Source organism: Nioella sp., from assembly GCF_964229645.1.
Taxonomy (GTDB): domain Bacteria; phylum Pseudomonadota; class Alphaproteobacteria; order Rhodobacterales; family Rhodobacteraceae; genus Nioella.
Genome location: NZ_CAXREX010000203.1, coordinates 1 through 16675 on the forward strand (window position 1 = coordinate 1; position 16675 = coordinate 16675).

Below are 16675 nucleotides of genomic sequence, written 5' to 3' on the forward strand. Positions count from 1 at the left end.
GTCGATCAGCCGGTCGAGGTTGGGCACGTCCAGCAGTTCCGGCCAGTCGCGGAAGAAGAACACCATGAAGTTGCTGCCCAGTTCCGTGTCCGTCTCGGCCATGCCGTGACCGGCCAGCGCACAGACGGCCTCGAACGCCCCCTTCACCACACTCAGCGTCGCGTCCTCCACGCCGAACACGATGGGCGCGATGGGCCGCCCCCAGCGGGCGCAGAAGAAACTGCCGTCCGACCGGGTGAACAGGGCCGCGATGTCCTCGGGGGTGATGGTGTCGCTCTGGGTCATGGGCCCTCCGCCATGTCTCGGGGCGCGCGTGCGGCCACCGGGGCCGGCGCAACAGGATGTGGGGCGGGGTTACACGCCACTCCACTTGCGGGCAATCCCGGCGTTTTGTCTCACTTCCCGAACAGGTCGGGGGGTGTGTCCGGGCGCGGCGGGGCCATGCCGATGTGCTTCCACGCCGACTGCGTCAGCATCCGCCCGCGCGGCGTCCGCTGGATCAGGCCCTGTTGCAGCAGGTAGGGCTCCACCACTTCCTCCAGCGCATCGCGGCTTTCCGACAGCGCGGCCGAGAGCGTCTCGATCCCCACCGGACCGCCGCCATAGCTCTGCGCGATCAGTTGAAGGTAGCGCCGGTCCGCACCGTCCAGACCCAGCGCATCCACGCCCAGCCGAGTGAGCGAGGAATCCGCCAGCGCCTGCGTGACCACACCGCCGCCCTCGACCACGGCAAAGTCCACGACCCGGCGCAGCAGCCGCCCGGCGATCCGGGGCGTGCCCCTTGCGCGCCGCGCGATCTCCCGCGCGCCGGAGCCCTCGACCGGCACCCCCAGCTTGCGCGCGTTGCCCGTGACGATCGTCTCCAGCTCGTCGACCGTGTAGAAGTTCAGCCGCGTCGGGATGCCGAAGCGGTCGCGCAGCGGCGTCGTCAGAAGGCCCAGCCGCGTCGTGGCCCCCACCAGCGTGAAGGGCTGCAACTCGATCCGCACAGTGCGCGCCGCCGGCCCCTCGCCGATCACGAGGTCCAGCTCGTAGTCCTCCATCGCCGGATAGAGAACCTCCTCCACCGCCGCGCTCATGCGGTGGATCTCGTCGATGAACAGCACGTCCCGCGCTTCGAGGTTGGTCAGGATCGCCGCCAGATCGCCCGCCTTGGCCAGCACAGGACCGGAGGTCATGCGGAACCCCACCCCCAGTTCGCGCGCCATGATCTGCGCCAGCGTCGTCTTGCCCAGCCCCGGCGGGCCGTGGAACAGCGTGTGATCCATCGCTTCGCCGCGCGACCGGGCGCTTTCGATGAACACCCGGAGGTTCGCCCGGGCCTCCGCCTGGCCGACGAAATCCACCAGCATCTGCGGCCGGAGCGCGCGGTCGCGGTCCTCGGGCAGGGGCTCGGGCCGCATCGTCGGATCAGGTTCCATGCCTCTTCCTTACCGGTCGGTCGGGTGCGCGACCCGCCTCACCCCTTGGGCGCCAACAGCTTCAGCGCCGCGCGGATCAGGCCCGCCGTGTCCAGCGCTCCGTCCTCTCCCGCGGCCTGCGCCACGGCGCCTGCCGCCTCGCCCGGTCCATACCCGAGGTTGCCGAGCGCGGAAAGCGCCTCCGCCTGGGCCGAGGCCACGGGCGCCGGGGCCGCCGCAGGGGCGCGCGGGGCGGTCTCGATCACCTCGTCGGGCGTATCCGACAGCGGCACCGAGGTCGCGCTCACACCCATGGCCATGACCATCGGCGCCTTGTCCTTCAGCTCGTTCACCACGCGCTGCGCGGTCTTGGGACCGATGCCCTTCGCCGCCTTGATCGCGTTCCAGTCGCCAAGCGCCAGCGCCCGCGACACGCCGTCCGCGCCAAGCGCGCCGAGGATCGCAAGCGACGCCTTCGCGCCCACGCCCTGCACCGACATCAGCAGGCGGAACCATTCCTTCTCCACCAGCGTCGGAAAACCGAACAGCTGCAGCAGGTCCTCGCGCACCAGCAGGTCGGTATAAAGCGCCGCGAACTCCCCGGCCCGGCCAAGCGACGCCAGCACCCGGTCGGTGCAATAGACGACATAGCCCACGCCGCGCACGTCGATCAGCACGTGGTCGTCGCCGCGATAGACGATCTGTCCGGCAATCCGCCCGATCATGCCCGCACCTTCATCCGCTGCACGCCGGAGTGATGCGCATGGCAGATCGCGATGGCCAGCGCGTCCGCCGCGTCCGGGCCGACCGGCTGGCAACCGGGCAACTGCATCTTCACCATGTGCAGGATCTGGTTCTTGTCCGCGTGACCCACGCCGACCACGGTCTTCTTGACCTGGTTCGGCGCGTACTCCCCGATGCTCAGCCCGAACTGCGCCGGCACCAGCAGCGCAACACCCCGCGCCTGGCCCAGCTTCAGCGTGCCCACCGCGTCCTTGTTGACGAATGTCTTCTCGATGGCGGCCTCGTCCGGTGCGTGCGTCTCGAAGACCCGCGTCAACTGGCCGTGCAGCGACAGCAGCCGCAGCGCCAGATCGGTTCCTTCCGAATCGCAAATGCCGTTGGCCACGTGCCGCAAGCGGCTGCCGTCGACCTCGATGACCCCCCATCCGAGGTGTCGCAACCCCGGATCAATGCCCAATACCCGCATCCTCGCCCACTTTTCTTGTTATGCGGCCACAGTTAGCACGAAACGCGAACAAACGCCAAGGTTAAAGCGCCGGAGCCCAAAAGCGACACCCCTTTATCCACAGGCGACATCGCGCGGCAGGCGGTGTCGGTTTGCGCCGGTTGCGGAGTGGAAAGCGACACGATTTCAGGCGGAATTTTGCCAGTTTTTATAGGCAGTTAACCGCGAATGCTGCCATGCAGAAAATGCAGATGTCCCATGCAATTTCCGCCCCTTGCTTGTGCGCTTCGCACATTTTACGTGCGCTTTGTAAACATGCACCCCCCCCATCATCCAGGAGATCGAGATGGCCGCATACGACACCACCCGCCACCACGCCGCCACGGGCTCCGCTGCCCGCATTGGCACCATGTTCACCACTGCCGTCGGCGCGTTCGCCGCATGGAATGACACCCGTCAGACCCGCAAGGCACTTGCATCGCTGACCGACCGCGAACTCGACGACATCGGCCTGCACCGCGGCGACATCGACGCCGTAGCCCGTCGCTACTAAGCGCATGGGGCGCTACAGAAAAAGGGCCGCGTCTGGCAAAGACGCGGCCCTTTTTACGTGAGCACAGCGAGAGATAGTCAGTCTTTACGAAACAAGCAGTGATCCGAGCTCGGCCAGTTTCGCGGTCAGCGGGTCGATCTGCATGAGCCACGCACCAACCCGTTCGAAGATGGAGCCGGCGGCCAGGGTATCGACGTGGACCTGGTAATCCCCGCTGCCGAGGTACGTCAGGACCAGCGTCTTGAAGGCGATGAAGCCTGCCACCGCCGCCAGAATGACACGCAGCCCCATGCCGCCGGTCTTGCCGGCGGGCACCTGCACGTAATTCCCTGTCTTCTTGTCGAGCTTCGTCACATAGCCCCGCGCCAGGCGCTCGTGCTTGCGACGAAGGGCCTGTTCGCGACGTTTATAGCTGGAGAGCGCTTCTTCCATGGCAGCCTCTGAAATACCGGCCCCCACCGATTGGACACATTTTTAGCCAAGGAATGTGGCGAGAATTGGGCACTTGCCGCAGGTTTTACCCAAAAACGGCATGAACCCTCCTCATTTTTGCAGAAGCAGCGTGACCCAGTCACCGATCGTGGTGCGGTTCACCTCGGCGATTCCCTCTGCCGCGTAGGCTTCTGCGACCTCGTCGGCCTGACGCGTCAGGATGCCCGACAGGATCGTATAGCCGCCGTCGGCCAGATGCGCCTTCATCGACGGGGCAAGGTCGATCAGCGGCTGCTTTAGGATGTTCGCGAACACCAGGTCATAGGGCGCGCGTTCGTGCAGGACGTCGTTCTCGAAACCCGCCGCCTCGACGCAGATGACCTTGCCCTCAAGCGCGTTGGCGCGCACGTTGGCCTCGGCCACCTCGACCGCAACCTCGTCGATGTCGGAGGCCACCACGGTCTCCGGCCAGATGCGCGCGGCACCCATGGCCAGAACCGCCGTGCCGCAACCGATGTCCGCGACGCTGCGGCCGACAAAGCCCTCGCCCGCCAGCCGGTCCAGCGCCTCAAGGCAGCCCTGCGTGGTGCCGTGGTGGCCGGTGCCGAAGGCCATCGCCGCCTCGATCAGCAGCGGCTCCGACCCTTCCGGGATCTTGTCCGCATCGTGGCTGCCGTAGACGAAGAACCGCCCCGCAACCACCGGCGTCAGGTCGCGGCGCACCTTGTCGACCCAGTCGGTGTCCGGCACTTCGGACACGACAAAGCCCTGCGCGTGGAAGGCCGCCGACAGAAGCGCAAGCTCCACCTCGTTCGGCGCTTCGATGAAGTAGCCGCCGATTTCCCACAGACCCGATCCGTCCTCGATCTCGAAGACGCCAACGCCTGTCGGTTCCGGTTCGAGCTCTTCCATCGCCTCGCCCAACGCCTCGGCGCGGGTCTTGTCGTCGATCTTGGTGAAGGCGGTCCAGGTCGGCATCATCGGGTCTCCATCGGGTGCTTCCGCGCCTTACACCAGCCGGAGGGCACACGCCAGCATTGCCAGACTTGCGAAACTGCGCCACGCTCACAGCGTATTCTTTCGGAGTCCATTCTTATGAAAACCGTTCTCAAGGTCCTTGGCGGCCTGGTTCTTGTTGTCGCGCTGTTCGCCGGTGCCATGTTCTTCTTCACCTCCGGGTCGCGCGACATCGCCCGGCAGTTCGTCACGCTCAGCACCACCGGCGGCCACGCCGAGGCGCGCGCCCTCCTCCATCCCGGCCTGCAGGATCAGCTCAGCACCGACAAGATGGCCGAGATGTTCGCGGGCGCGAAAGCCTACGAGAAGGTCTCGTTCTCCAGCGTCTCCACCGGCACCGGCAAGCCGACCGTCCTCGAAGGCACGGCCACGACCGCGGACGGCTGCATGTCGGTCCTGAAGTTCGAGCTGCTGAACGAACAGATCGTCGGTTTCGACGTCTCGCCGCTCTGCCGCTGACAGATCACTCCGCCGGGGCGGGGGCCAATGCGCTGAACCGGGTCTCGTTCCCCGGCGCGGGGTGGCGCGGGATAAGCAGCGCCAGCCCCAGCGAGGTCATCGCCATGCAGGACGCCAGCCCGAACACCGCCCCCGGCGAGGTCAGCCAGAGGTAGCCCAGCAGCGCCGGCAGGAAGACAGCCGCGATGTGGTTGATGGTGAAGGCCACCGCCGCCGTGGGGGCGATGTCACCGGGATCGGCGATTTTCTGGAAGTAGGTCTTGATCGCCAGCGCGAGCGAGAAGAACAGGTGATCGACCACGTACAGCACCAGCGCCAGGGTCACGCCCCAGTCGAAGAAATAGATCCCGGCATAAAGCAAGAAGACGCCCGTCAGGCCGATATATTCAAAGGTCAGCGCGGCGCGTTCCCCGAAGACGGACACGAGCTTGCCCAGAAGCGGGGCGCAGATCATGTTCAGCACCAGCGTCACCATGAAGAGCGCGGTGATCTCGTGCACGTCGAAGCCGAAGCGCTCGACCATCATGAAACCCGCGAAGACGGTGAAGATCTGCCGCCTGGCCCCCGCCATGAATTGCAGCGCGTAATAGAGCCAGTAGCGCCGCCGCAGCACCATCTGCTTGCGCTGCGGGTTCGGGGCCTCGAACTGCGGATAGGCCACGAGGCAGAAGAGCGCAACGAGCGCGGTAAAGCCGCCTGCCGCCCAGTAGACGACCGAGAAGCTGAGATCATAGGCGCGCCATGTCAGGATGATCAGCGCGTAGGCCACCAGCGTCGCGCCCGACCCTGCCGCCATCAGCCAGCCCAGGAATTGCGGGGCCTTCTTCTTGTCGAGCCATTGCAGTTGGAGCGACTGGTTGACCGTCTCGTAGTAGTGAAACCCGATCGAGCTGAGCAGCGTCACCATCAGGATGCCGCCAAGCGAGGGAAACTGCGCGGTCACGGCCGTCGCCACCCCGAGAAGCGTCAAAGAGACGAGTCCCAGCACCTGTTCCCGAATGAACAGGATGAGGAAGATCACCCCGATCGCGAAAAAGCCCGGAATCTCGCGCACCGTGTGCAGCCATCCGATATCCGAGCCGTCGAACTGCGCGACCTCGATGACAAAATTGTTGAGAAGCGCCGACCAGGTGAAGAACGCGATCGGCATCGCCAGCGCCATCACCACCAACAGGCCGACCGGCTGACGCCAGCGCGGCAGCGCCTTGGCATCGTCGAGCGACATGGATCGGAGAAGGGGGCGCTGCGTCATGGCCACGGGCTTAGGCCCTTTTCCGGGGGCAGGATAGCGAAAAAATCGCATTCCAAGGGGTGAATATGACATGGGTCAAGGTTCCCGCCCCCTTCATGGGTCACACCGCCAGCCAAGGTGAAGGAGTAGACCCATGGACATCGTGCCCCTCTTGGACCGGATCGGAGAGCCGCAGGCCGCGGCGCTCTTTGGCCTGATCACCGGGCTTATCTTCGGGATCGCGGCACAGCGTTCCTCGTTCTGCCTGCGCGCCTCGGTGGTGGAGTTTGCCCATGGACGGCTTGGCAGCCGCATGGCGGTCTGGCTTCTGGCCTTTTCCACGGCGGTGGTCTGGACGCAGATGGCGGAACTGTCGGGCATGATGCGGGCCGAGGATGCGCGGATGATGGCGGTGCCGGGGTCGATCTCGGGCGCGGTCGTGGGCGGGCTTCTGTTCGGCGCGGGCATGGTCATGGCGCGGGGCTGTTCCGGACGCCTTCTGGTGCTGGCAGCGACGGGAAACATGCGTTCCGTCGTCTCGGGGCTGGTCTTCGCGGTGGTGGCCCAGATGGCGCTGCAAGGCTGGCTTGCGCCGGTGCGCAACTGGATCGCCGGCCTGTGGATCACGCCCGGCGGCACCAACTTCAACCTTCTGACCAGCCTGCACCTGCCGCAGCAGTCGGGCTTCGTCATCGGGCTGGCCTTTGCCCTGGCGGCCCTGTGGCTGGCGCGGAAGAACCGGGTGTCGTTGCGTGTGCTCTTTACCGCGTCGGGCGTCGGCTTCGCCGTGGCGGCGGGTTGGGTTCTGACCTATTCGCTGAGCCAGGTGGCCTTCGACCCGGTGCAGGTGGAAAGCGCCACTTTCACCGGCCCTTCGGCCAACACGCTGATGTTCTTCCTGACCTCCAGCCCGGTGCTGGAATTCGACATCGGCCTGGTGCCCGGCGTCTTCCTTGGGGCATTCCTGTCGGCGGCCTGGGGGCGTGAATTGAAGCTTCAGGGCTTTGAGGGGGCAGGCAGCATGAGCCGCGCGCTGATCGGGGCGGCCTTCATGGGCATGGGCGGTATGCTGGCCGGGGGCTGTGCGATCGGGGCGGGCGTGACCGGCGGCTCGATCTTCGTGGGAACGGCGTGGCTGGCGCTTTTCTGCATGTGGATCGGCGGCATGGCGACCAGCTGGCTGCTGGACCAGCGCGGCGCGGTCGCTCAGCCCGGGCTGCACGTCCCGCATTGAAAAAGCCGCCCCGGAGGGCGGCTTTCCATCTGTCTTTTTCAGCTGGCCAGAACGTTGCGGAAGGCCCAGGGTTCGTTCTCGTCGATATCCTCTGGGAACAGCTCCCACCGGTCCTGAAGCGGGGTCCAGTCGGTGTAGTGGGCTTCCACCGGGCCGAGATAGGGCCGCTGCACTTCGAGGCAGCGGGCATGGTCCATCTCGTCGGCTTCCACGATGCCGGCATTGGGGTTTTCCAGCGCCCAGACCATCCCGGCCAGGACAGCGGACGTCACCTGAAGCCCGGTGGCGTTCTGGTAGGGGGCCAGGTCGCGGGTTTCCTCGTTGGATAGGCGCGAGCCGAACCACATGGCGTTTTTCTCATGGCCGTAGAGCAGCACGCCAAGCTCGTCGATGCCTTCGACGATCTCGTCCTCGGTCAGGATGTGATGCCTGGTCTGCTGACGGCCCGATCCGAACATCTCGTGCAGGGACAGGACCGCGTCGTCGCATGGGTGGTAGGCATAGTGGCAGGTCGGGCGGAACTCTGGCGCAGCGGCATCGCCGACCGTGTAGTAGTCCGAGATCGAGATCGCCTCGTTATGGGTCACGAGAAAGCCGAACTGCGGGCCCGGCGTCGGGCACCAGGTGTGGACGCGGGTGATCGCGCCGGGCCGTTCCAGCCAGATGCCCGCAAGGCAGCCGGTTTCATGGGTGTGGCCGTTTTCGGGGAACCAGGGTTCATGGGTGCCCCAGCCAAGCTCGGCCGGCTGGAAGCCTTCGGAAATGAAGCCCTCGACGGACCAGGTGTTGACGAAGACCCCGCGCGGGCGCGGCACGCGGCGGGCCTGCGTGTCGCGTTCGGCGATATGCACGCCTTTCACGCCGAGGCTTTGCATCAGCTTGCCCCAACCGGCCCGATCCGTCGGGGCGGCCACGTCGCGGCCGGTATCCCTGGCCAGCGTCAGAAGCGCCTCTTTCACGAACCAGCTGACCATGCCGGGGTTTGCGCCGCAGCAGCTGACCGCCGTAGTGCCGCCGGGATTGGCGGCCTTCTCATCGCGCACCTTCTGGCGCAGGGCGTAGTTGGTGCGCGCGGCATTGTCGGTGGTGCCGAAATAGTAGCCCGCCCAGGGCTCGACCACGGTGTCGATATAGGGCACCCCGATTTCACGGCAGAAGCGCATGAGATCGAGTGACGAGGTATCGACGCTGAGATTGACGCAGAACCCCTTGCCGGGTTCCAGCAGGGCGCCCAGAACCTCGCGGTAGTTCTCTGGCGTCAGGGCGGTGGTCACGTGATTGATCTTGTGCTGACGCAGGAAGTTGGCCTGGTTCTCGTCGGGTTCGATCACGGTGAACAGGTCGGCGTCATAGTCGAAGTGACGTTCGATCAGCGGCCAGGTGCCTTTTCCGATCGAGCCGAAGCCGATCATCACGATGGGGCCGTCGATACGTGCATAGACTGGATGGGTCATGGGGCAGGTTCCTTCAGCGAAAAAGACCGGGAAACGAAAAAGGGGCCGCGCCGGATGTCGGCGCGGCCCCCGTATTTCGGCGCGTCAGAACGCTTAGTTCTGAGCGTAGTATTCGATGACCAGGTTCGGTTCCATCATCACCGGATACGGCACGTCGGCCAGGCCGGGCGCGCGCACGAAGGTGGCGGTCATCTTGGAATGGTCTGCGTCGATGTAGTCCGGCACATCACGCTCGGCCAGCTGAACGGCTTCGAGAAGGACGGCCATCTGCTTGGAACGATCGCGGACCTCGATCACGTCACCCTCTTTCACGCGGTAGGAGGGGATGTTCACGCGCTTGCCGTTCACGGTCACGTGGCCGTGGTTCACGAACTGGCGGGCGGCGAAGACGGTCGGCACGAACTTGGCGCGGTAGACCACTGCGTCCAGGCGGCTTTCCAGCAGGCCGATCAGGTTTTCACCGGTGTCGCCCTTGCGGCGCTCGGCGTCCGAGAAGATGCGGCGGAACTGCTTTTCCGTCAGGTCGCCGTAGTAGCCCTTGAGCTTCTGCTTGGCGCGCAGCTGCAGACCGAAGTCGCTGAGCTTGCCCTTGCGGCGCTGGCCGTGCTGGCCGGGGCCGTATTCGCGGCGGTTGACGGGGGATTTCGGGCGACCCCAGATGTTTTCACCCATCCGGCGGTCAATTTTGTACTTGGCAGAGGTGCGTTTGGTCACCGTCTGATCTCCTTCTTTGGTCCGCAGCCCGCGGGGGCCGCTATGAAGGGCGTTGTCCTCTGGCTTTCGCCTGACAGGCATCCCCTTGCGGGGGCCACCAACACCAATGAAAACCCCGGCAATCGCTTGCCGGGATGGGCGGCTTTTACAGCCTCTGTCGGGGGAGTCAATGCCTGAAGGCGGTGCGGTGCAACCCGTGCATCAAAATCGCCGCTTCGGCCTTGTCCAGCATGCGCCGGGCCGGAGCGCCATAGTTGAACGGATCGTCTTCCAGGTCGGGAAAGAACGACAGCAGGCTGCGCCGCTGCGCCGGGTCGAGGTGGTGCAGGCCCATGAAACCGGGATGGAAGGTCTCGACCTCAAGCCCGTTGGCCCAGATCACCTCGTGCTTTTCAAGCATCAGGTGAATGTACCAGGTTTCGCGCAGGCCATGATCCACGGTGATCATGCGATCACCCACGAGGTCGCGCGCGGAAACCAGAACCTCGTCCTCGCCCCACAGGTCGCGCGCGACGGCGCCTGACAGGATCACCCGGTGATCGGGGGATACAACAAGGTCACCATCCGGGCGGTAAAGGCCGAGCGCCCCTTCGCGGATGCGGATCGGACGCTGGTCGGGCATGGCAAAGAGCCGCGCGCCGGACATGCGGCGCTGGCCGGTCCAGACAACTTCTTGCGGGCCACTGTCACGCGTCTGCAGCCGGTCGCCCGGGCCGAGATCTTCGATGGAGACATCGCCCGCCTCGGTGCGCAGGCGGGTGCCCGGCGTGAAGCAGATGACCGAAGAGGTTTCCGTCTGTGCCAGGGGGCGGGGCTGGTTCACGCGCACGATCGAGAGATCACGGTTCGTGGGCGGGATCGTTTCGGGAAAGATCAGGATCGGCATGCGCCCGCCATCGGCGGCGACCGGGACCACCGTGAAGAAGCGGTTTCCGTCGGCAACGATGAAGGCATCGGCGAAGAGGGGATCGGCATCTTCGGCGGCAAGCTGTCCCGGGGTGGGCGCCGGGTGATGCATCAGTTTGCGCACCACCCGCGCGGCCCGTGCACGGAGCTCGGCGTGATCCTGGCTGACTCCCAGGAGCAGCGCGGCGCCATCGCCTTCCAGAGGAAGAGCATGGCCATGCCAGCGCCAGGTCATCCCTTCGGCCAGTTCGTTGTTCTTATCCGCCGGTACGCCGTCGATCAGGGTTTGCGACCATGAGATCATGGTCAGGCCCCGATAGCCCGTGCTCATTGCTTCTTGCCTGTTTTTTATGCCGCTTCCGCCGCCCTGTCCGGTGATTCTAACAAAGGCGAATCACCTTGGGAAGAGGGTGATTCGGATCCGATTCGGAAAAATGCGAATCGGGACGTCAGAATTGCAGGTCGACGGTCAGCGACCCGACGGTCTGGCCTTCCGGCTGACCGACGAATTCCTCTGACAGGTAGGTCAGCCCGTAGAAGATGTTGGAGAAGCCGACCGCGTAGTTCATCCCGGCCCTGAGGCGATAGCGGGTGTCCTCGGGCACGTAGCCCCTGTCCGCGGGCAGATAGCGGGAACTGTCCACCCAGGCAACGTCGCCGCCGATCAGGACAGACAGGCCGTAATCGGATTCGCTGTCGATGGCGCTGATCCGGTGGCCCGTGGTCACGTCGCGCACGCGCAGGCCGCCCAGGCCGTAATTGCCGAAGGTCAGGTCAAAGCCCATTCGGGCCAGCGTTTCGACACCGGCCTGAAGTTCGACAAAGGGGCGCAGGCGGGTTCCGCCAAGGTCGAATTCACGTCCAAGTTCGAATGTGCCGTGCAGGTAGATGCCGTTTTCAACCTGGAAGTTCTCCACGTTCGGGATCGGCATGCTGAGCGCATCGTGAACGGTTTCCTGAAGGCTGCGAATGCCGGTCTGGTCGCCCATGCCGACGATGTCGAGCCCGAGTGACGCCTCGAACCCCGCGAAGCCGAAATGCGTGTGGGCGCCAACCGAAAGAACCCCTGCATAGAGCCTGTCGCCTGCCGCCGGGTTGGCGATATTGGCCGGCGTGATGACCTCGCCCCGGAAGCGATATTCCATGATCTCGCCCATCCGAAGAGGCAGTTGCCCGGTCCATTCCGCACCGCGCAGGGTGCTGACACCGTAGCTGCCGGACCGCCAGCGGTCGCGGCGATCACCGATCATGTCATTGGTAAAGAGCCTTGCCTGCCCCAGTTCCGTGCGTTCCTGGGCCGACAGGGTGCTCGGCATCCCGGAAAGCAAACAGATAATGAGGGCAGTCCGCCCTGTTCCTTGCCACATCACTTTGCCTCGTCTCAGCGACTTTTGTTTTGTCGCTTTATATTTCGAAATTACGGCAAAACTATCACAGCGATACGGACAGGGCTAGGCGCACTTCGAATGGCCGCAGCTCGGGCAGGTCATGCAGCCTTCGACCATGCGCATCCCGAACTCGCCGCAGGACGGGCAGGCCGGCCCGCGCGGATTGGGGGCGCCAACGGCCATGACCTGGGCCTGCGGGTCGGATTTCAGGCCCATGCCCTCGCCGTCGATGAAACCGATGGCAATGAGGTGGCGTTCGATCACGCCGCCAATCGCGGCCAGGATCGACGGCACGTATTTGCCCTGCATCCAGGCCCCGCCGCGCGGGTCGAACACGGCCTTCAGTTCCTCGACCACGAAGGAAATGTCACCGCCGCGCCGGAACACGGCCGAGATCATCCGGGTCAGCGCCACGGTCCAGGCGAAATGTTCCATGTTCTTCGAGTTGATGAAGATCTCGAAAGGCCGCCGCCGTCCGCCGACGATGATGTCATTGATGGTGATGTAGATCGCGTGGTTCGAGTCCGGCCATTTCAGCTTGTAGGTGTGGCCTTCCAGTTCCTGCGGGCGATCGAGCGGCTCGGCGATATAGACCACTTCGCCATCCGTTGCCGCGGCGGGGGCCTTGTCTTCGGATTCCGACACGCTCAGCACGCTGCCCGTCACGTCATTGGGGCGGTAGGTGGTGCAACCTTTGCAGCCCAGGTCCCAGGCCTGCATGTAGACGTCCTTGAACGCCTCGAAGCTGATATCCTCGGGGCAGTTGATGGTCTTGGAGATGCTGGAATCCACCCATTTCTGGGCGGCCGCCTGCATCTTTACATGGGCAGAGGGATCGAGCGTCTGCGCATTGACGAAATAGTCGGGCAGGGGGGCATCGCCCTTGAGATCACGCCACATCTTCACGGCATAGTCGACAACTTCTTCCTCGGTCCGGCTGCCGTCGCGCTGCAAGACCTTGCGGGTATAGGCATAGGCGAAGACCGGTTCGATCCCCGAACTGACATTGCCCGCGTAGAGGGAAATCGTCCCCGTGGGCGCGATCGAGGTCAGCAGCGCATTGCGAATGCCGTGCTTGCGGATGTCGTCGCGCAGGGCCTCGTCCATGTTCTGCATGTTGCCAGAGGCGAGGAATGCATCGGCATCAAAGAGCGGAAAGGCCCCGCGTTCCTTGGCGAGCGCGACCGACGCGCGGTAGGCGGCATGCGCGATCTGGCGCATCCAGCCTTCGGTCTGGCGCGCGGCCTCGTCCGAGCCGTAACGCAGGCCGAGCATCAGCAGAGCATCGGCCAGCCCCGTGACCCCGAGCCCGATCCGGCGCTTGGCCTGGGCTTCCTGCGCCTGTGCCTCCAGCGGGAAGCGTGACGCGTCGACCACGTTGTCCATCATCCGCACGGCGACCGAGACCAGGTCCTCCAGCGCGTCTTCATCCAGCCGCGCCGCGTCCGTGAACGGGCCCGATACCAGCCGCGCGAGGTTCACCGAGCCCAGGAGGCAGGCCCCGTAGGGCGGCAGGGGCTGCTCGCCGCAGGGGTTGGTGGCGGCAATGGTTTCGCAATAGCCCAGATTGTTGGCGGTGTTGATGCGGTCGATGAAGATGACGCCCGGCTCGGCGTAGTCGTAGGTCGACTGCATGATCCGGTTCCACAGGTCGCGCGCCTGAACGGTGCGGTACACCTTTCCGCCGAAGATCAGGTCCCAGGACCCGTCTGCCTTCACCGCTTCCATGAAGGGATCGGTAACCAGCACCGACATGTTGAACATGCGCAGGCGGGCCGGGTCAGACTTGGCGGTGATGAAATCCTCGATATCGGGGTGATCGCACCGCATCGTCGCCATCATCGCGCCGCGACGGCTGCCTGCCGACATGATCGTGCGGCACATCGCGTCCCACACGTCCATGAAGCTGAGCGGCCCCGAGGCGTCCGCTGCCACGCCATGCACATCCGCGCCCTTGGGACGGATGGTCGAGAAGTCGTAGCCGATCCCGCCGCCCTGCTGCATGGTCAGGGCCGCTTCGCGCAGGTGCTCGAAAATCCCCGAAAGGCTGTCGGGCACCGTGCCCATGACGAAGCAGTTGAAGAGCGTGACGTTGCGCCCCGTGCCCGCGCCTGCCGTGATCCGGCCTGCGGGCAGGTACTTGAAGTCCTCCAGCGCCGCGTAGAAGCGGTCTTCCCACTGGTCGGGGTCTTTCTCGACCACGGCAAGCGCCCGGGCGATTCGCCGCCAGCTGTCCTCGACCGTCTGGTCGATCGGCGTGCCATCGGCCTGCTTGAGCCGGTATTTCATGTCCCAGATGGCTTCGGCAATCGGGGCGGAAAAGCGGCTCATTCGGTGTCATCCATACTGATCGGGGGCAGAGGGGGAAGATAGCACAACACTTGCGGTGGTCAACGTTGGCAATCGGGGGTCCCTGGCCTAGATTGAACCCCTGCGAGGGGATGCCATGGCCGAGAAATTCACCCATCTGATCAAGCTCAGCGTCGGAACGGAGTCGGTCGAGGACCTCGCGGCCTGGCAAGCGACGGCCCATGAACGGTGGGCCGACGGCCAGCCGCGCCACGTGACCCGCATGTGGCCCAAGCGCGCGGCAGAGGTGCTGGCCGGCGGCTCGATCTACTGGGTTATCAAGGGGATGATCCAGGCGCGTCAGCGCATCCTGAAACTGGAAGAGGTGATTGGGCAGGATGGCGTGCGCCGCTGTGCCATTGTGCTCGACAAACCGCTGCTGCGCGTCGCCGCAACGCCCAAGCGCGCTTTCCAGGGGTGGCGTTACCTCAAGCCCGAGGATGCGCCCCCCGATCTGTCAGCAGCCCGCGCCCGAGAGGAAAGCCTGCCGCCAGAGTTGCAATCGGCGCTGGCAGAAATCGGGGTGCTTTAGACCGCCAGCGGCCTTCGAATGCAAAACGGCCGGGCAAGATGCCCGGCCGCTTCTTTGTTTGCGTGGCTGGATCAGCGCCGCGACGCCAGCGTGCCGGAGACGGCCGAGCGGTACTGGCCGCGGGCCACTTGCGTGGAGGAGTTCAGCGGCGTGAGCGAGCCGTTGTGGCCGAGCGGGATGGTGAAGCCCAGGCCGATCGAGTCCACGTCGATGGATGCCAGCGGGCCGAGATCCACGGTCGAGCTGGTGTATTCCAGGCTCAGCAGAGCAGGGATGCTGGAACCGGCAGCGGTCAGGTCATAGGACAGGCCGATGCTGAACTGATCCGCGTCGATGGAGACCGGGAGCGGGATGCCAACATCCAGCATGCCGTAGGAGCCATAGAGCGACAGGCCATTGCCGAAGTCGTAGTCGGCGCCGATGGCGAATGCCGTCAGGTCGATGCTTGCACCACCGAGGCTGATATCGGTGCGGGCGAGATGGCCGAACACTTCGAGGTTCGGCATCACGTCGTAAGAGGCCGAGATGCCATAGTCGGTGATGTCGACGCCGGGAAGGCTCGGGCTGGAGTCGGAGGTGCCGTAGAACGCCTCAACCCAGAGCGGGCCGCTCTCGTAACCTGCAAAGAGACCCATCTGGCTGGTATCGACGCCGAGGGTGATCGGCAGGGGGACGATGGACAGGTCAAGGTCGCCCGAGCGGTAGTAAACACCGATATAGGCACCGTTGCCGAAATGGTAGGACGGCTCGAAGGCGAAGCTGAGCAGGTCGGCTTCAACCGAGAACGGCACGCCAGCGATGTCGATGTCGGTCATCGACATGCCGAAATCCAGCCCGACATTGATGTTCGGGGTGAAGGCAATGTCGTTCTGCATGTCGAGGGTGGTGGTGGTCATGTCGATATTCGCACCAGGGATGCCATCGAGCGAGGCGCTCGAAAAGCCAACGGTGACCGTCGACGTGATCGTGGGGGCGGTTTGTGCAATGGCAACGGCGGGAACGCAGAGGATCGCGGCGGTTGCAAGAAGCGTACGGGCAGACATGATTTGGGTTCCTTTTTGGAACCGTCGAAGACTGGCTACTTGAAAGAACGAAACAAAATTCGACGGTGAAATAACGTTAACTTTAGTTAACTTGCGGGCGCTCAGAACGTCTATCGAGAGTTTAACGAATCTTAAGATATGGCAAAACTGTGGCAAACTTGATGCAGTTAGCGCGATCGGGGGCCAAGTCAAACGCACAGGTGCAGAACCCGCTGCAACTGGCGCAAGGCATTGCCGTGTTTGAAAATTTCCGGGTTCGGACTAGGCGAGCTGGTCCAGCAGGCCCTCAAGCGTGGCCTTGTTGCCGTTCGACCAGTCGGCGACGCGCGACTTGAACAGGACCGCCTGGCTGCGATGGATCAGGCCGCCCGGCAGAATCGTCAGATGGTTCGCGCGCAGCGTTTCCCCGGTCGAGGTGATGTCCGCAATCGCCTCGGCGGTCAGGTTCTTGACCGTTCCTTCCGTCGCCCCCTGGCTGTCGACCAGCTGGTAGTCGGCAACGCCGGCTTCGCGCAGAAAATCGCGGACCAGGCGGTGATACTTGGTGGCGATCCTGAGGCGGTGTCCGTGACGACGGCGGAAGTCGGCGGCGGCTGCGTCCAGATCGTCGAGAGAGTTCACGTCAACCCAGAAGGCAGGCACGGCAATGATAAGATCGGCGAAGCCGAAGCCCATGGGTTTGAGTTCACTCACCACGTCCGACCAGGACGGGATGCGCTCTCGCACGAGGTCGCTGCCGGTTACGCCGAGGTGGATGCGCCCCGCCTGCAATTC

The 16675-nt window shown here is 64.6% G+C and carries 17 protein-coding genes and 1 pseudogene; 4 read left to right on the plus strand and 14 right to left on the minus strand.

Annotated elements, in window-relative coordinates; genetic code table 11:
• The 4 genes and pseudogenes from ACEQXV_RS13675 to ruvC all read right to left on the minus strand — a co-directional run.
• Positions 1–285: pseudogene (locus ACEQXV_RS13675) on the minus strand (hypothetical protein); the annotation flags it as partial.
• A 110-nt stretch (positions 286–395) separates the two neighbouring features.
• Positions 396–1421 carry a Holliday junction branch migration DNA helicase RuvB gene (gene ruvB / locus ACEQXV_RS13680; RefSeq protein WP_370269669.1) on the minus strand — a complete coding sequence of 342 codons (1026 nt, stop codon included), beginning with the start codon at positions 1419–1421 and terminating at the stop codon, positions 396–398.
• Positions 1422–1459: 38 nt separating this feature from the next.
• The gene (ruvA, locus tag ACEQXV_RS13685; RefSeq protein ID WP_100928388.1) at positions 1460–2125 is read right to left on the minus strand and encodes a Holliday junction branch migration protein RuvA; all 666 of its coding nucleotides are present in this window, start codon (positions 2123–2125) and stop codon (positions 1460–1462) included.
• The gene (gene ruvC, locus ACEQXV_RS13690) at positions 2122–2610 is read right to left on the minus strand and encodes a crossover junction endodeoxyribonuclease RuvC (protein WP_370269670.1); all 489 of its coding nucleotides are present in this window, start codon (positions 2608–2610) and stop codon (positions 2122–2124) included. Before ruvC ends, ruvA begins: the two co-directional genes overlap by 4 nt.
• A 325-nt stretch (positions 2611–2935) precedes the next feature.
• On the opposite strand from ruvC, the gene ACEQXV_RS13695 reads away from it, so the two are divergent.
• The gene (locus ACEQXV_RS13695) at positions 2936–3142 is read left to right on the plus strand and encodes a DUF1127 domain-containing protein (RefSeq protein WP_100928390.1); all 207 of its coding nucleotides are present in this window, start codon (positions 2936–2938) and stop codon (positions 3140–3142) included.
• A gap of 84 nt (positions 3143–3226) precedes the next feature.
• Here ACEQXV_RS13695 and ACEQXV_RS13700 read toward each other — a convergent pair whose 3' ends face one another.
• Both ACEQXV_RS13700 and ACEQXV_RS13705 read right to left on the minus strand, forming a co-directional pair.
• Complete coding sequence (locus tag ACEQXV_RS13700) at positions 3227–3574, minus strand: hypothetical protein (RefSeq protein WP_370269672.1); 348 nt, start codon at positions 3572–3574, stop codon at positions 3227–3229.
• A gap of 111 nt (positions 3575–3685) precedes the next feature.
• A complete protein-coding gene (locus tag ACEQXV_RS13705; protein WP_370269673.1) occupies positions 3686–4555 on the minus strand; it encodes a 50S ribosomal protein L11 methyltransferase in 870 nt (289 codons plus the stop codon).
• A gap of 114 nt (positions 4556–4669) precedes the next feature.
• Between ACEQXV_RS13705 and ACEQXV_RS13710 the strand changes: the two genes are divergently transcribed.
• Positions 4670–5050, plus strand: a complete 381-nt coding sequence (locus tag ACEQXV_RS13710) for a hypothetical protein (protein ID WP_100928393.1) — start codon at positions 4670–4672, stop codon at positions 5048–5050.
• A 4-nt stretch (positions 5051–5054) separates the two neighbouring features.
• Here the strand turns inward: ACEQXV_RS13710 and ACEQXV_RS13715 are convergent, their stop codons facing one another.
• Positions 5055–6302 (minus strand): MFS transporter, encoded by a 1248-nt coding sequence (locus tag ACEQXV_RS13715; RefSeq protein WP_372525860.1) that lies wholly within the window; start codon positions 6300–6302, stop codon positions 5055–5057.
• A 133-nt stretch (positions 6303–6435) separates the two neighbouring features.
• Here ACEQXV_RS13715 and ACEQXV_RS13720 point away from each other — a divergent pair, with 133 nt between their 5' ends.
• Positions 6436–7515 carry a YeeE/YedE family protein gene (locus ACEQXV_RS13720; protein ID WP_370269676.1) on the plus strand — a complete coding sequence of 360 codons (1080 nt, stop codon included), beginning with the start codon at positions 6436–6438 and terminating at the stop codon, positions 7513–7515.
• Positions 7516–7553: 38 nt separating this feature from the next.
• Here the strand turns inward: ACEQXV_RS13720 and ACEQXV_RS13725 are convergent, their stop codons facing one another.
• From ACEQXV_RS13725 to ACEQXV_RS13745, 5 genes are all read right to left on the minus strand, one after another.
• Entirely contained in the window at positions 7554–8969 is a 1416-nt protein-coding gene (locus ACEQXV_RS13725) for a homospermidine synthase (RefSeq protein ID WP_370251905.1), read from the minus strand.
• Positions 8970–9062: 93 nt separating this feature from the next.
• Positions 9063–9683 carry a 30S ribosomal protein S4 gene (gene rpsD, locus ACEQXV_RS13730; protein ID WP_370251904.1) on the minus strand — a complete coding sequence of 207 codons (621 nt, stop codon included), beginning with the start codon at positions 9681–9683 and terminating at the stop codon, positions 9063–9065.
• 166 nt (positions 9684–9849) lie between these two features.
• Positions 9850–10920, minus strand: a complete 1071-nt coding sequence (locus tag ACEQXV_RS13735) for a Hint domain-containing protein (protein WP_370251902.1) — start codon at positions 10918–10920, stop codon at positions 9850–9852.
• 118 nt (positions 10921–11038) lie between these two features.
• Positions 11039–11956 carry a lipid A-modifier LpxR family protein gene (locus ACEQXV_RS13740; protein WP_370269677.1) on the minus strand — a complete coding sequence of 306 codons (918 nt, stop codon included), beginning with the start codon at positions 11954–11956 and terminating at the stop codon, positions 11039–11041.
• Between the two features lie 84 nt (positions 11957–12040).
• Complete coding sequence (locus ACEQXV_RS13745) at positions 12041–14308, minus strand: adenosylcobalamin-dependent ribonucleoside-diphosphate reductase (protein WP_370269678.1); 2268 nt, start codon at positions 14306–14308, stop codon at positions 12041–12043.
• A gap of 115 nt (positions 14309–14423) precedes the next feature.
• Between ACEQXV_RS13745 and ACEQXV_RS13750 the strand changes: the two genes are divergently transcribed.
• Positions 14424–14858, plus strand: a complete 435-nt coding sequence (locus ACEQXV_RS13750) for a DUF1489 family protein (protein ID WP_370251899.1) — start codon at positions 14424–14426, stop codon at positions 14856–14858.
• Between the two features lie 71 nt (positions 14859–14929).
• Here ACEQXV_RS13750 and ACEQXV_RS13755 read toward each other — a convergent pair whose 3' ends face one another.
• The gene (locus ACEQXV_RS13755) at positions 14930–15901 is read right to left on the minus strand and encodes a porin (protein ID WP_370269680.1); all 972 of its coding nucleotides are present in this window, start codon (positions 15899–15901) and stop codon (positions 14930–14932) included.
• 261 nt (positions 15902–16162) lie between these two features.
• Positions 16163–16675: ATP phosphoribosyltransferase (gene hisG / locus ACEQXV_RS13760; protein WP_370269681.1), on the minus strand; the 513-nt coding region annotated here is incomplete at its 5' end.

Excerpts from the sequence above, each read along its gene's own strand:
- ruvB (WP_370269669.1), bottom strand. The coding sequence starts at position 1,421 with ATGGAACCTGATCCGACGATGCGGCCCGAGCCCCTGCCCGAGGACCGC.
- ruvA (WP_100928388.1), bottom strand. The coding sequence starts at position 2,125 with ATGATCGGGCGGATTGCCGGACAGATCGTCTATCGCGGCGACGACCAC.
- ruvC (WP_370269670.1), bottom strand. The coding sequence starts at position 2,610 with ATGCGGGTATTGGGCATTGATCCGGGGTTGCGACACCTCGGATGGGGG.
- ACEQXV_RS13695 (WP_100928390.1), top strand. The coding sequence starts at position 2,936 with ATGGCCGCATACGACACCACCCGCCACCACGCCGCCACGGGCTCCGCT.
- ACEQXV_RS13700 (WP_370269672.1), bottom strand. The coding sequence starts at position 3,574 with ATGGAAGAAGCGCTCTCCAGCTATAAACGTCGCGAACAGGCCCTTCGT.
- ACEQXV_RS13705 (WP_370269673.1), bottom strand. The coding sequence starts at position 4,555 with ATGATGCCGACCTGGACCGCCTTCACCAAGATCGACGACAAGACCCGC.
- ACEQXV_RS13710 (WP_100928393.1), top strand. The coding sequence starts at position 4,670 with ATGAAAACCGTTCTCAAGGTCCTTGGCGGCCTGGTTCTTGTTGTCGCG.
- ACEQXV_RS13715 (WP_372525860.1), bottom strand. The coding sequence starts at position 6,302 with ATGACGCAGCGCCCCCTTCTCCGATCCATGTCGCTCGACGATGCCAAG.
- ACEQXV_RS13720 (WP_370269676.1), top strand. The coding sequence starts at position 6,436 with ATGGACATCGTGCCCCTCTTGGACCGGATCGGAGAGCCGCAGGCCGCG.
- ACEQXV_RS13725 (WP_370251905.1), bottom strand. The coding sequence starts at position 8,969 with ATGACCCATCCAGTCTATGCACGTATCGACGGCCCCATCGTGATGATC.
- ACEQXV_RS13735 (WP_370251902.1), bottom strand. The coding sequence starts at position 10,920 with ATGAGCACGGGCTATCGGGGCCTGACCATGATCTCATGGTCGCAAACC.
- ACEQXV_RS13740 (WP_370269677.1), bottom strand. The coding sequence starts at position 11,956 with ATGTGGCAAGGAACAGGGCGGACTGCCCTCATTATCTGTTTGCTTTCC.
- ACEQXV_RS13745 (WP_370269678.1), bottom strand. The coding sequence starts at position 14,308 with ATGAGCCGCTTTTCCGCCCCGATTGCCGAAGCCATCTGGGACATGAAA.
- ACEQXV_RS13750 (WP_370251899.1), top strand. The coding sequence starts at position 14,424 with ATGGCCGAGAAATTCACCCATCTGATCAAGCTCAGCGTCGGAACGGAG.
- ACEQXV_RS13755 (WP_370269680.1), bottom strand. The coding sequence starts at position 15,901 with ATGTCTGCCCGTACGCTTCTTGCAACCGCCGCGATCCTCTGCGTTCCC.